General features: G+C 75.8%; 13 protein-coding genes. 9 read left to right on the top strand and 4 right to left on the bottom strand.

Features of this window, described 5'->3' with window-relative positions:
• The first annotated feature begins 74 nt into the window (after nucleotides 1–74).
• Together D1J63_RS17665 and D1J63_RS17660 are read left to right on the top strand one after the other, a co-directional pair.
• Nucleotides 75–827 (top strand): response regulator transcription factor, encoded by a 753-nt coding sequence (locus D1J63_RS17665; RefSeq protein ID WP_125629865.1) that lies wholly within the window; start codon nucleotides 75–77, stop codon nucleotides 825–827.
• Nucleotides 828–829: 2 nt separating this feature from the next.
• Complete coding sequence (locus tag D1J63_RS17660) at nucleotides 830–1,942, top strand: HAMP domain-containing sensor histidine kinase (RefSeq protein ID WP_125629863.1); 1,113 nt, start codon at nucleotides 830–832, stop codon at nucleotides 1,940–1,942.
• A 599-nt stretch (nucleotides 1,943–2,541) separates the two neighbouring features.
• On the opposite strand, the gene D1J63_RS17655 is transcribed toward D1J63_RS17660, so the two are convergent.
• A complete protein-coding gene (locus D1J63_RS17655) occupies nucleotides 2,542–3,546 on the bottom strand; it encodes an NAD-dependent epimerase/dehydratase family protein (RefSeq protein ID WP_125629861.1) in 1,005 nt (334 codons plus the stop codon).
• A gap of 213 nt (nucleotides 3,547–3,759) precedes the next feature.
• On the opposite strand from D1J63_RS17655, the gene D1J63_RS17650 reads away from it, so the two are divergent.
• The 5 genes from D1J63_RS17650 to D1J63_RS17630 are packed head-to-tail and all read left to right on the top strand — an operon-like array spanning nucleotide 3,760 to nucleotide 6,213.
• Entirely contained in the window at nucleotides 3,760–4,146 is a 387-nt protein-coding gene (locus tag D1J63_RS17650) for an LPXTG cell wall anchor domain-containing protein (RefSeq protein ID WP_125629859.1), read from the top strand.
• The gene (locus D1J63_RS17645) at nucleotides 4,143–4,763 is read left to right on the top strand and encodes a class F sortase (protein WP_125629857.1); all 621 of its coding nucleotides are present in this window, start codon (nucleotides 4,143–4,145) and stop codon (nucleotides 4,761–4,763) included. Before D1J63_RS17650 ends, D1J63_RS17645 begins: the two co-directional genes overlap by 4 nt.
• Nucleotides 4,764–4,809: 46 nt before the next feature.
• Nucleotides 4,810–5,301 carry an RNA polymerase sigma factor gene (locus tag D1J63_RS17640; protein WP_125629855.1) on the top strand — a complete coding sequence of 164 codons (492 nt, stop codon included), beginning with the start codon at nucleotides 4,810–4,812 and terminating at the stop codon, nucleotides 5,299–5,301.
• Nucleotides 5,285–5,863, top strand: coding sequence for a hypothetical protein (locus D1J63_RS17635; RefSeq protein ID WP_241235579.1), 579 nt, complete (start codon nucleotides 5,285–5,287; stop codon nucleotides 5,861–5,863). Before D1J63_RS17640 ends, D1J63_RS17635 begins: the two co-directional genes overlap by 17 nt.
• Nucleotides 5,860–6,213: a DUF952 domain-containing protein gene (locus D1J63_RS17630; protein ID WP_125629853.1), complete on the top strand. Its 354-nt coding sequence runs from the start codon at nucleotides 5,860–5,862 to the stop codon at nucleotides 6,211–6,213. The genes D1J63_RS17635 and D1J63_RS17630 overlap by 4 nt, the downstream gene beginning before the upstream one ends.
• 2 nt (nucleotides 6,214–6,215) lie before the next feature.
• Here the strand turns inward: D1J63_RS17630 and D1J63_RS17625 are convergent, their stop codons facing one another.
• The 3 genes from D1J63_RS17625 to D1J63_RS17615 form a co-directional block, all read right to left on the bottom strand.
• Nucleotides 6,216–6,545: an SCO5918 family protein gene (locus D1J63_RS17625; protein ID WP_125629851.1), complete on the bottom strand. Its 330-nt coding sequence runs from the start codon at nucleotides 6,543–6,545 to the stop codon at nucleotides 6,216–6,218.
• Between the two features lie 61 nt (nucleotides 6,546–6,606).
• Nucleotides 6,607–8,199 carry a DEAD/DEAH box helicase gene (locus D1J63_RS17620; RefSeq protein ID WP_125629849.1) on the bottom strand — a complete coding sequence of 531 codons (1,593 nt, stop codon included), beginning with the start codon at nucleotides 8,197–8,199 and terminating at the stop codon, nucleotides 6,607–6,609.
• Nucleotides 8,200–8,482: 283 nt separating this feature from the next.
• Nucleotides 8,483–8,686, bottom strand: coding sequence for a cold-shock protein (locus D1J63_RS17615; RefSeq protein WP_003975209.1), 204 nt, complete (start codon nucleotides 8,684–8,686; stop codon nucleotides 8,483–8,485).
• A gap of 411 nt (nucleotides 8,687–9,097) precedes the next feature.
• Between D1J63_RS17615 and D1J63_RS17610 the strand changes: the two genes are divergently transcribed.
• Complete coding sequence (locus D1J63_RS17610; protein ID WP_125629847.1) at nucleotides 9,098–9,856, top strand: ferritin-like domain-containing protein; 759 nt, start codon at nucleotides 9,098–9,100, stop codon at nucleotides 9,854–9,856.
• 155 nt (nucleotides 9,857–10,011) lie between these two features.
• Entirely contained in the window at nucleotides 10,012–12,360 is a 2,349-nt protein-coding gene (locus D1J63_RS17605; RefSeq protein WP_125629845.1) for an FG-GAP-like repeat-containing protein, read from the top strand.
• The last annotated feature ends 57 nt before the right edge of the window (nucleotides 12,361–12,417 follow it).

The raw sequence follows: 12,417 nt of genomic DNA, 5'->3' as shown, positions 1-12,417 counted from the left end.
ACGAAACACGGACGTCCGGGTCCCGGCCCCGCTCGGCGGGGACACCGGAGGAAGGGCGGTGCGAGGCTGGTCGCATGCACCAGCCGCCCCCCGACCCCACCCGATCGACCACACCCCCGGCGGATCCTCCGGCCCCGCCCCCGCGGATTCTCGTCGTGGACGACGATCCCACCGTCGCGGAGGTCGTTGCCGGGTATCTCGACCGGGCCGGTTTCCGCGTCGAGCGGGCCGGGGACGGTGCGGACGCGCTCGCCCGGGCCGCCGCGCGCCGGCCCGACCTGGTGGTGCTCGACCTCATGCTGCCCGGCATGGACGGCCTGGAGGTGTGCCGGCGGCTGCGGGCCCGGGGGCCCGTGCCGGTCGTCATGCTGACCGCCCGGGGCGACGAGGACGACCGCATCCTCGGCCTGGAGGTCGGCGCGGACGACTACGTGACCAAGCCGTTCAGCCCGCGGGAGCTGGTGCTGCGGGTGGAGTCCGTGCTGCGCCGCACCCGGCCGGCCCCGGCACCGCGCCCGCCGTCCGCCGCCGGTCTCACCGCCGACCCGGCCGCCCGCAGGGCCACCAAGCACGGCACCGAACTGGCCCTGACCCTGCGCGAGTTCGACCTCCTCGCCTTCTTCCTGCGGCATCCGGGGCGGGCGTTCTCCCGCGAGGAGCTGATGCGCGAGGTGTGGGGCTGGGACTTCGGCGACCTGTCCACGGTGACCGTCCACGTCCGGCGGCTGCGCGGCAAGGTCGAGGACGACCCGGCCCGGCCCCGGCTGATCCAGACGGTCTGGGGCGTGGGCTACCGCTTCGACCCCGCGGTCCGGGAGGCGGACTGACCGTGCACGCCACCCTCCTCATCGCCCTGTACGCCTTCGCCGGCGCCGCCGCCACCGGCCTGGTGGGCGCGGCCGTGCTGCGGCTGATCCGGCGGCGCTCGCTGACGGCGTCGCTGGCCGTGGTGGCGGCGGTCGCCGTCCTCGCGATGCTCGCGGGCACGCTGGCCGTCGCGTGGGCGATGTTCCTGTCCCCGCACGACCTGTCCGTCGTCACCACCGTCGTGGCGATGGCGGCCGTCGTCTCCCTCGCCACCGCGCTGCTGCTCGGCCGCTGGGTGGTCGCCCGCAGCCGCGAACTGGCCGCCGCTGCACGGTCGTTCGGCGACGACGGCGGCTACGCGGCCCCCACCACACCCGCGACCGCCGAACTCGACGCGCTCAGCCGCGAACTGGCGGCCACCAGCGCCCGGCTCGCCGAGTCCCGGCAGCGGGAGCGGGCCCTGGAGACCTCCCGGCGCGAACTGGTCGCCTGGATCTCGCACGACCTGCGGACGCCGCTGGCCGGTCTGCGCGCCATGTCCGAGGCGCTGGAGGACGGCGTCGCCGCCGACCCCGACCGCTACCTGCGGCAGATCCGCGCCGAGGTGGAACGCCTCAACGACATGGTCGGCGACCTCTTCGAACTCTCCCGCATCCACGCCGGCACCCTCGCCCTCACCCCGGCCCGGATCTCCCTCTACGACCTGGTCGGCGACGCCCTCGCGGGCGCGGACCCGCTCGCGCGCGAGCAGGGCGTACGGCTGGTCGGCCACTCGGTGGCGGCCGTGCCGGTCGAGGTGGACGGCAAGGAGATGAGCCGGGTCCTGGGCAACCTGCTGGTCAACGCGATCCGCCGCACCCCCGCCGACGGCACGGTCGCCGTCGCCGCCGAGCGGTCCGCCGACGGTGTGGTGGTCTCCGTGACCGACGGCTGCGGCGGCATCCCCGAGGAGGACCTGCCGCGGGTCTTCGACACCGGCTGGCGCGGCACCCACGCCCGTACGCCCCCGGCCGGAGCGGGCCTCGGCCTCGCCATCGTCCGGGGCATCGTCGAGGCCCACCGCGGTCGCGCCACGGTCCACAACATCCCCGGCGGCTGCCGCTTCGAGGTGACCCTGCCGCTGGCGGAGGCCTGACCGGGCACGGGACCTGCCCCCCGAGGGGGGACTGATCCGGACGCGCGCGATCCCGGCGGCGAGGCTCGCCAACTCCGCGACCGGGGACCGCCTACCCGCCGCGCACCCTTCCTGCCGGCGCCCCTCCTGCCGCGCGCCACTCCTGCCGTGCACCTTCCTGCCGGCGCCCCTCCTGCCGCGCGCCACTCCTGCCGTGCACCTTCCTGCCGGCGCCCCTCCTGCCGCGCGCCACTCCTGCCGTGCACCTTCCTGCCGGCGCCCCTCCTGCCGCGCGCCACTCCTGCCGTGCACCTTCCTGCCGGCGCCCCTCCTGCCGCGCGCCCCTCCTGCCGTGCACCTTCCTGCCGGCGCCCCTCCTGCCGCGCGCCCCTCCTGCCGTGCACCTTCCTGCCGGCGCCCCTCCTGCCGCGCGCCACTCCTGCCGTGCACCTTCCTGCCGGCGCCCCTCCCGGCGCGCGCCCCTCCTGCCGCGCGCCCCTCCCGGCGCGCAGGCCCGGCGGCCACGGCCACACGCCCGGCCACGGCCACAGGCACGTGCTCGCGCGGTGCCGGGCAGGGGGCGGTCCCGCGGGGTCCCGGAGGCGTGGCCCCGCGTCGGGTCACTCCCCGCGCAGGCCCGCCCGCGCGAACTCCCGCATGCCCTCCGCGAATCCCACCTGGGGACGCCAGCCCAGTTCGGTCCGCAGGCGGGTGGAGTCGGCCGTGATGTGGCGGACGTCGCCGAGGCGGTACTCGCCGGTGACGACGGGCTCGGGGCCGCCGTGGGCGGCGGCCAGGGCGGTGGCCATCTCGCCCACCGTGTGCGGCTCACCGCTGCCGGTGTTGTAGGCGCTGAGGGCGCCCCGGGGCGGCCCGGCGGCCTCCAGCGCGGCGAGGTTCGCCGCGGCCACGTCCCGCACGTGCACGAAGTCCCGGCGCTGGCGGCCGTCCTCGAAGACGCGCGGGGCCTCGCCGCGGGCCAGCGCGGAACGGAAGAAGGAGGCGACCCCGGCGTAGGGGGTGTCGCGGGGCATCAGGGGGCCGTACACGTTGTGGTAGCGCAGCGACACCGCCGTCGCACCGGTCGTCCGGGCCCAGGCGGCGGCCAGGTGCTCCTGGGCCAGCTTGGTGGTGGCGTACACGTTGCGCGGGTCGGCCGGGGCGTCCTCGCCGACCAGACCGGGCGACAGGTCCGCGCCGCACTCCGGGCACGCGGGCTCGAACCGGCCCGCGTCCAGGTCGGCGACGGCGCGCGGCCCCGGCCGCACCACGCCGTGCCGGGGGCACGCGTACCGCCCCTCCCCGTACACGACCATCGACCCGGCGAGCACCAGCCGCCGTACCCCCGCACCGGCCATCGCGGCGAGCAGGACGGCGGTGCCGAGGTCGTTGCGGGAGACGTACTCGGCCGCGTCGGCGAAGCCGTTGCCGAGACCGACCATCGCCGCCTGGTGGCACACGGCGTCCACGCCGTCCAGCGCCCGGGCAACCGCCGCCGGGTCGCGCACGTCGGCGCCCGGGTCCTCGCGGACGTCGTAGCCGACGGGCTCGTGCCCGTGCTCCCGCAGGGCCTGGACGACGTGGGACCCGATGAAACCGGCACTGCCGGTGACCAGTACGCGCATGCGCCCCACGCTAGGTCGGCGGGGCCGCGGGACGGGGCGCCCCGACCGGCACGTCACGGGTTCGTAAGGGGCGGCGCCGGCCGAGCCCGTCCGGGCGAGGCGGCTTTGCCATTCCTTTACAACCCGCCCGGCCCCCGCCTCGTCTCTCCGTCCGATCCGTCCCGCACCCCCACGCGGTGCGCCGACGCGCCGACGACGAGAGAGAGCGACCCGATGCGCCGAACCATCCTCAGTGCCGTGGCCCTGGCCTGCACCGCCGTACTGGCGGGCACCGCCCCCGCGTTCGCCGACGACCCCAGCCCGGTCCCCTCCGCCCCCGCCGAGAGCGCCCCGAGCGCCACCGCCGAACCGACCGAGGCGACCCCCGTGCCCTCCGTCAGCGTCCCGGCGGAGGAGCCCACCCGGGCGGCCCCGGCGCCCGCCGACGGCCAGGTCTCCGTCGTGCCCGAGGGCGCGGCCGACACCGGGGTGGCGTCTCCCGCGGACACGTCGGGCACCGACCAGGGGCTCGTCGGCGCCGGTGCCGGCGGGGTGCTCCTCGCGGGCGGCGCGGTCCTGTTCGTCGTACGCCGTCGACGGTCGGCGGCGACCGGCGCATGATCCGGCGCCCCGGCCGCGTCCTCGCGACCGCCGCCCTGGCCGCGCTGCTCGCCGGCTGCGGAGGGGCCCAGGGGGACGGCGACACCGCTCCCTCGGCGACCGCGAAGAACACGGCGCCGCACGCGCGGGCACCGGCCGAGTCGGCGCGTCCCCTGGCGCGTTCGGTCCCGGTGGGGCTGCGCATCCCCGCCCTCGGGGTCGACACCCCGGTGATGGACCTGGGGCTGGCGTCGGACGGCACGGTGGAGGTCCCGCCCGTCACGGACGACGACCGCGCCGGCTGGTACCGGCACTCGCCGACCCCTGGCCAGGTGGGGCCGTCGGTCATCCTCGGCCACGTCACGGTCGGCCGGTACGGCGACGGGGTCTTCCGGCACCTCGCGCGGCTGCACCGCGGCGACCGGATCGAGGCCCGCCTGCGCAACGGCACCGCGGCGGAGTTCGCGGTCACGGCCGTACGGACGGTGGCGAAGGCCGACTTCCCCACGGACGACGTCTACGGGGACGTGGCGGGGCCGGAGTTGCGGCTCATCACCTGCGGCGGCCCGCGCGACGGCGAGGAGTACCGGGACAACGTCATCGTCTTCGCCGAACTGAGCGCCACCCAGGGCGCGTAGCGCCCCGCGGGCGCGCCCCGCACTACCCTCACGACCATGGAGAGCGTTGAAACGGTCCCGTGACAGGGCGGCGTCCGAGCTGTTCGCCGCCCTGTATCCGCGCCTCGCCGGCTGGTGCCGCCGGCTCGTCGACGACGACGAGACGGCCCACGAGATCGCCTCGGAGGCGTTCACCCGGCTCTGGGCCCGCTGGACGTCCGTGGAGGAGCCGCGCGGCTTCCTCTACGTCACCGCCGCCAATCTGGTCCGGGACCACTGGCGCAAACTGGAGCGCGAGCGCCGGGCGGTGCGCCGGGTCACCGCGGAGGTCGCGGTGCGCCCGCACCCCGAACAGGCCGACCCCTCGGTGCGGTTGCTCGTACAGTCCCTGCCGGAGCGGTTGCGCGTGCCGATCCTGCTCCACTACTACGCCGACATGCCGATCCGGGAGGTGTCCGCGGCGACCGGGCGCAAGGAGGGAACCGTCAAGGCCGATCTGCACGCGGCCCGCGAACTGCTCCGCGTCCACCTGAGGAGAAGCCTTGATCGCACGCCTTGAGGACGGACCGGACGGGCCGGACGACCGGGACGGGCCGGGGTCCGGGCCGGACGGCGACGATCCGCTGCTGGTCCTGCTGCGTCCGGGCGCCGACTTCCTGGGCCCACCCCCGGGCCGCTACGAGGCGATCCGCCGGACGGCGTCCCGCCGGCGCCTGCTGCGGGCCGCGGCCGGTGCCGCGGCGACCGCTGCCGCCGCCGCCCTGATCGTGCTGCCGATGCAGTGGACGTCCCCCGCCCCGCCCGCGCGCCCGGCGCCACCGCTGGCCCCGGCCGGTCCCACGCCGGAGGCCTCACCGAGCCCGGCCCCGACCCGCGACGCCGGCCGCACGCCCGGCCCGAGCCCCGAGCTGCCGACCGAGGCCCCCGCGACGACCGCCGCCACGCCGTCGCCCTCCACGCCACCCGCGCGGGCGCCGTCGGCCGGACCGAGCGACCGGCCCGTACGCCGGGCACCGTCGAGCGCACCCGGCGACGTGAGGCCCACACCCTCGGCTCCCGGCCCCGCGGAGCACGACGGCACCGCCGCCGCGGCGGAGACGGCTGCTACAACGGGGCGATGATCTACCACGTGGTGCCGCTCGCCGACTGGAACGCCGACCCCGGCCGCCCGTACGTGCCCGCCTCCCTGACGGACGACGGCTTCGTCCACTGCTCGCCCGACGAGGAGACCACCCTCGCCGTCGTCAACGCGTACTACCGCGACGCGCCCCGGCCGCTGGTGGCGCTGCTCCTGGACGAGGACCGGCTCACCGCGCGGTGCGTGTGGGAGCCGGCCGACCCCGCCCCACCGCCCGGCGTCGCCGAGGGCACGCTCTTCCCGCACGTGTTCGGCCCCGTCGACCGCGCGGCCGTCCGGCGTGTGCTGGAGGTCCACTGGGACGACGGGGGCCGGGCCTCCGGGCTGCGCTGAGTTCAGAGTTCCCGCGGCGTCGCGGGGGCGCCGCCGAGCAGCGCGGACGCCGTCTCGACCGCCGTGGCGGCGGGCGCCGGCGGCGCGGGCTCGGCGCCCGGGGCGGGGTGGCAGGTGAAGCCGAGGCGGGTCATCGCCCGGATCACCTCGCCGCCGGAGAAGTCGCGGCGGTCCTGCCGGGTGACGACCTCGCCCACCTGCTTGACGGGGTAGCGGCGGCGGCCGATCGTCACGGACTCACCGGTGACGGGCTCGGGCGTGACGCCCTTCATCGAGTCCACCACCCCGCCCTTGGTGAGGTCGAACGGGTACCGGGCGATGACACAGCGCATGATGCCTCCACAGGGGGAGGGGACGGACGGGGCCCGTCCCCGGGGATGTGCCGGGAGTGTCCTAGGCCGCCGTGCCGGTCGAGCCGCCGGTGGACTGGCGGCGCGGCCTGCGGCGCGGGGTGTCGCCGGTGGGCCGGCCCTGCCCGGTGCGGGGCTGGGCGGCGCCCGTGCGGTTCGACGTGCCGGACGCGCCGGCACCCTGCCCGCCGCCGCGTCCCGAGGAGCGGCCGCGGCGGCCGCGGGACGAGGAGCCGGAGCCCGAGGCGGCGCGGCGGGGGCGCTCCACCACCGGTGCGGCGATGACGACGGGGACTCCGGAGGGGGTCTGCGCACCGGTGATGCGCGCCAGCTCCGACTCGCCCGAGCGGACCGGGGTGACCTGCGGGGTGATGCCGGCCAGGGACATCAGGCGGGTCATGTCGCGCCGCTGGTCCGGCGTCACCAGGGTGACGACGCTGCCGGACTCGCCGGCCCGGGCCGTACGGCCGCCCCGGTGCAGGTAGTCCTTGTGGTCGCCGGGCGGGTCCACGTTGACGACCAGGTCGAGGTTGTCCACGTGGATGCCGCGGGCCGCGACGTTGGTCGCCACCAGCGCCGTCACCTGCCCGTCCTTGAACTGGGCGAGGGTCCGGGTGCGCTGCGGCTGGGACTTGCCGCCGTGCAGCCCGGCGGCGCGCACGCCGCTCTTCAGCAGCTGCTTCACCAGCCGGTCCACCCGGTGCTTGGTGTCCAGGAACATGATGACCCGGCCGTCGCGCGCCGCGATCTCGACGGTGGCGCGCTGCTTGTCCTCGTCCTGCACGTGCAGCACGTGGTGCTCCATCGTGGTGACGGCACCGGCCGACGGGTCCACGGAGTGCACCACCGGGTCGGTCAGGTAGCGGCGGACCAGCTTGTCGACGTTGCGGTCGAGGGTGGCCGAGAACAGCATCCGCTGCCCGTCCGGCGCGACCTGGTCGAGCAGCGCGGTGACCTGCGGCATGAAGCCCATGTCGGTCATCTGGTCGGCCTCGTCGAGGACCGTGATCGTGACGTCGCCGAGGGCGCAGTCTCCGCGGTCGATGAGGTCCTTGAGCCGTCCGGGCGTCGCGACGACGACCTCCGCGCCGGAGCGCAGCGCCCCGGCCTGCCGGCCGATCGACATGCCGCCGACCACGGTGGCCGACCTGAGGCCCACGGCGCGGGCGTACGGCGTGAGCGCGTCGGTGACCTGCTGGGCCAGCTCACGGGTGGGGACGAGGACCAGGGCGAGCGGACGCCGCGGCTCGGCGCGCTTGCCGGCCGTACGGGCCAGCAGGGCCAGGCCGAAGGCGAGCGTCTTGCCCGAGCCGGTGCGGCCGCGGCCGAGCACGTCCCGTCCGGCCAGGGAGTTCGGCAGGGTCGCCGCCTGGATCGGGAACGGCACGGTCACGCCCTGGTCGCCGAGCGCGGTCAGCATGCGGGCGGGCAGGTCGAGTTCGGCGAAGGTCTCGACGGCGGGCAGCGCCGGCGTGATCGTCTTGGGCAGGGCGAACTCGCCGCCCTGGGGTGCGGCGGCGGGGCGGCGGCCGGAGTTCTGCGGGCGGCCCGCCGAACGGGACCGCCTGGGGCCGTCGTTGGAACGTCGGGAGCCGTCGCCGGAGCGTCGGCGGTCGTTGGTGCGTGCGCGGTTCATGGGGAACCTTCCTCGATACGGCACGTATCAAGGGAGACCCGCAGCGGACGAGCGGCGCAGGGAATCGCAAGAACGAGCCGGCCCGGTCGATTTCGGCTCGGCAGGCCGAGCGGACCGGGAGAATTGGTGAATACGGTGAACGCGGGGGGCGCGTGGAACGCGGTGAAAACGAATGCGCGGGGCGGAATCCGTGATCCCCGCGGGGCGCGGCGCGCCCGGAAACGCGGCGAGCTGGGGCCCGCACCCCAAGGTGCGGGCCCCAGCTGCGGAGTGTGCGAGAGCGTCAGGCCGGGGTGATGTTCTCGGCCGTCGGGCCCTTCTGGCCCTGCGCGATGTCGAAGGTCACCTTCTGACCCTCGAGCAGCTCGCGGAAGCCCTGGGCGTTGATGTTCGAGTAGTGGGCGAAGACGTCGGGGCCGCCGCCGTCCTGCTCGATGAAGCCGAAGCCCTTTTCGGCGTTGAACCACTTCACGGTGCCGGAAGCCATGTTTTCTCCTTCGGGACGGTGCTCGGAGTTCACCCTGTGTGCACTCCGGTCGCCGCGATGATCACCCCGTCGGAAAAACCTTCAGGCAACCACAACTGCAACTTCCCTCGACAGTAGCACGCCGTGATCGAGCGGGTGCCGGCGAAAATCCGGGCCCGGGGCGGCCGTCCGGGAATATTCCCCCGCCGACGGCTGATTTTCTCCCGCCTGCGCGGTGGATATCGCCGGACCGGGGCGTGGAAACCCCCGTACCGAGACAAAAGACACGTCGGAGCGGGCGGGCGGTCGGAGGCCTCGGTGTCCCCGCCCCGGTGGCCCGAGGGCCGAGGGGCCGAGGGGGAACGGTCCGGCGTCCGGGTGCGTCGTCCCCTTCCGGGGGACGGCGGCCGTGCCCCGGAGAGGGGGCGGGGAGTGGGTACGGACGGGTTCGCCAAGTGGACACGGCACTTCGAGGACGAGCGCGAGCGCAGACGGGCGCAGGGCGACCCGGACTGGGCGCGGGGCGCGGTGCTGCACCGGGCGGTGTGGGCGGGCGTCCAGCGCTTCCAGGTCGGCGAGGACGGTGACGGCGCGAACCTCGTCGCCAAGGCCGAGCAGGCGGGCGACGCCGACTACGCGCGGGCGGTGCGGCTCTTCGTCGCCGAGGAGCAGAACCACGCCCGGCTCCTCGCCCGGCTGCTGGCCGCGGGCGGCAGGCCGACGCTGAGCGGCCACTGGAGCGACACCGTCTTCGTACGGCTGCGGCGGCTGCTGGGCCTGCGCACCGAACTGCTGGTGCTGATGATCGCCGAGGTCGTGGCGCTGCGGTACTACCGGGCCCTCAGGGACGGCACCGACGACGCGCTGACCTCGGAGGTGGCGGGCCGCATCCTGGCCGACGAGCGGCGCCACGTCCCCTTCCACTGCGCGCGGCTGCACGACTCGCTGGCCGAGCTCCCCGCCGTGACGCGCCGCCCCGTGCTGGCCCTGTGGCGGCTGCTCCTGCTCGCCGCCACCGTGGTCGTCGCCGTGGACCACGGCGCGGGGCTGCGCCGGCTCGGTGTCGGGCGGCGCCGTTTCGCGACCGACGTCATGGCCTCGTCCGCCGAGGTGGTCCGCGCCGTACTCGCCCCGCGACCGGACGCGTGGACCGGCGCCGGCGGGGAGTGGGCGCCGGACGCCGGGCGGTAACACCGGTGACCTCCGGTAAGCGCGCTGCTATCCTCCAGCGGATCTTCGCGTGAGGCGACGTACCGGTTGAGGGGGGTCCCAGCCGGTCGCCCGCGCGCATCCGGCCGTGTGCGTCCGTCCTCCGCCGCGGTCATCCACTGGGGAGGGACCGTACGTTGCACCGTTCTCGTGTTTCCCGGCTGCGCCTGACCGTGGCGATCGCCGCCGTGCTCGCCACCGTGTCGGCCGGCGGCCAGGCCGTGGCCGCCCCGGCGTCCGCACGCGCCTTGGCGCCGACCGCCGCACCCGCGTCCGCGCCGACCGCCGCACCCGCGTCCGCGCCCTTGTCCGCGTCCGCCTCGACGAGCCTCGCCGCGACGGCGGCCGACGGCACCCAACAGGCGGCGGTGCCGTATCCGGCCGGCCGGAGCCAGTTGGCGGGCGTCGGCTCGACCGGGTTCCTGACCTGGGGCGAGGGCGGTGCCGGGGATGTTCTGTGGACCAGCTTCGCCGACGGTTCGACCACCGACCCGAGGGAGGGCTGGTCCGCCTGGGTCGCCCTGGGCACCCAGGCGTCGGACGCGGTGGTGCTCCTCCTGTCCGACGGCCGCGTCGAGCTGCGCGACATGCGGACGAAGCAGTCCGTGATGGTCGTGGACCCGGACGCCTTCGGGCCCTCGGGCCAGTCCCTCGGCGCGGTCGGCACCACCCTCGTCGTCGGCACCGCGAACGACGCCGGAGGCCAGGACGTCCACCTCGTCGACATGGTGGACGGCACACCGACCGGGCGCCCGGTGACCGGTCTGCCGCGGGACACGGACAACCCGCACCTCGTCGCGGGCACCTCCGACCGCGCCGTACTGACCTACCGGACGGCGGGCACCTGGCAGTGGGCGCTGGTCGACCTGGCCGACGGTGCCGTCGTGCGGCGTCACGACACGGCCTCCGCCCCCGCCTCGGTCACCCTCTCCGAGACGCACGTGGCCTGGGCCGAGACGGATGCCCAGGGCAGGAGCCACGTGGTCGTCGCCCCGCGCGGCACCGGCGCCGACCGGCGCTTCGCGATCGGGCAGGCGTCCGGCGGCGTGCGGGTCGGCCTCGTGGGCGACTGGGTGACGTACGGCGTGAGCAGCGAACTGACGGCGCAGGACCCGGACCCGCTGTACGCCCTGATGGCCCGTCCCCTCGTCACCGGTGCCCCCCGCACGCTCCTCGACCACACGCGGCAGACGGCCACGGCACCCGACGGCACCCTCTACGTCAGCGGCGGCACGGCGGCCGGCGGCGAGGGCCTGTACCGGATCGCCCCCGGCGCCGACGGGGCGCCGGTCGCCACCCGGGTGGCGAGCAGCGGCGAGCCGACGAAGGTGACGCTGCTCGGGGACGACATTCCCGACGTGGTCGACCTCGACCGGAACAAGGGCCGGTTCCGCCTGGAGTGGAGCCTGTCCCGGGTCAACGTGGCGATGGACATCACGCTGCGCAACACCCGCACCGGCGAAGTGAAGCGGGCCGACGTGTACCCCCTGTCGACCGGGTACGGCGACCCGCACCGCGTCCGCTTCGACTGGGACGGCGACGTGGAGTGGAACGGCACCCGCGGCATGTACTCCGCCGCCGGAGCCGGCCCGTACACCTGGCGCATCGAGGCCAGGCCGCTCAACGCAATCGGCCCGAAGCTGGTCTCCTCGGGCACCTTCACGGTCGCCCGCGAGCCCGGCCTGCACGACTACGACGGGGACGGCGCCCCCGACGTCCTCGCGCGGGACACGGGCGGCCGGCTGTGGCTGAACGACACCTTCGACTCCCGCGAGCAGTACGCCTACGTGCAGAACCCGGAGCAGCTCGTCGGCGGCGGCTGGAACGCCTACGACCGGATCGAGGGCGCCGGCAACCTCGGCGGAGCCCCGGTGAGCGACCTGGTGGCCAGGGACCGCTCCGGCGTGCTGTGGCTGTACCTCGGCAAGGGCGACGCCGAGTCCCCGTTCACCTCCCGCAGCAGGATCGGCGGGGGCTGGAACGTCTACCGTCAGATCACCGGCGGCAGCGACCTGAACGGCGACGGCCGGGCCGACCTCGTCGCCACCGACACCTCCGGCGCCCTGTGGCTGTACAAGGGCACCGGGAACTGGCGGGCGCCCTTCGCCAAGCGCGTGAAGATCGGTACGGGCGGCTGGGGCGCGTACGACCAGATCACGGCGACCGGCGACATCGCCGGGGCCCCGGCCGGTGACCTGGTGGCCAGGGACCGCTCCGGCGTGCTGTGGCTCTACCTCGGCTACGGCGACGGCCGTTTCGCGCCCCGCACCCGGATCGGCGGCGGCTGGAACACCTACGAGCACCTGGTGGGCATCGGCGACGCCGACCATGACGGCCGGGCCGACCTGTACGCGACCGACGTGCGGCCGCAGAACCAGGACCCCTACCTGTACAGGAGCACGGGCGCCTGGCGGACGCCGTTCGCGGGCCGCGCCGAGGTCGCCTGGACCTTCATGGAGCGCCGGGACTACAACCTCTTCGCCTGACGCCGGGGGGCGGCGGGGTCTCGCGGGGCCCCGCCGCCGGCCCGTCCCGTGCGCGGC

The sequence above is a fragment of the Streptomyces sp. KPB2 genome (assembly GCF_003950055.1).
GTDB classification, from domain to species: Bacteria; Actinomycetota; Actinomycetes; order Streptomycetales; family Streptomycetaceae; genus Streptomyces; species Streptomyces salinarius.
Note: the sequence above shows the minus strand (reverse complement) of the source record. Positions and strands in the feature narration are given on the sequence as shown.

Excerpts from the sequence above, each read along its gene's own strand:
- D1J63_RS17615 (WP_003975209.1), bottom strand. The coding sequence starts at position 8,686 with ATGGCTTCCGGCACCGTGAAGTGGTTCAACGCCGAAAAGGGCTTCGGC.
- D1J63_RS17650 (WP_125629859.1), top strand. The coding sequence starts at position 3,760 with ATGCGCCGAACCATCCTCAGTGCCGTGGCCCTGGCCTGCACCGCCGTA.
- D1J63_RS17630 (WP_125629853.1), top strand. The coding sequence starts at position 5,860 with ATGATCTACCACGTGGTGCCGCTCGCCGACTGGAACGCCGACCCCGGC.
- D1J63_RS17645 (WP_125629857.1), top strand. The coding sequence starts at position 4,143 with ATGATCCGGCGCCCCGGCCGCGTCCTCGCGACCGCCGCCCTGGCCGCG.
- D1J63_RS17625 (WP_125629851.1), bottom strand. The coding sequence starts at position 6,545 with ATGCGCTGTGTCATCGCCCGGTACCCGTTCGACCTCACCAAGGGCGGG.
- D1J63_RS17655 (WP_125629861.1), bottom strand. The coding sequence starts at position 3,546 with ATGCGCGTACTGGTCACCGGCAGTGCCGGTTTCATCGGGTCCCACGTC.
- D1J63_RS17665 (WP_125629865.1), top strand. The coding sequence starts at position 75 with ATGCACCAGCCGCCCCCCGACCCCACCCGATCGACCACACCCCCGGCG.
- D1J63_RS17620 (WP_125629849.1), bottom strand. The coding sequence starts at position 8,199 with ATGAACCGCGCACGCACCAACGACCGCCGACGCTCCGGCGACGGCTCC.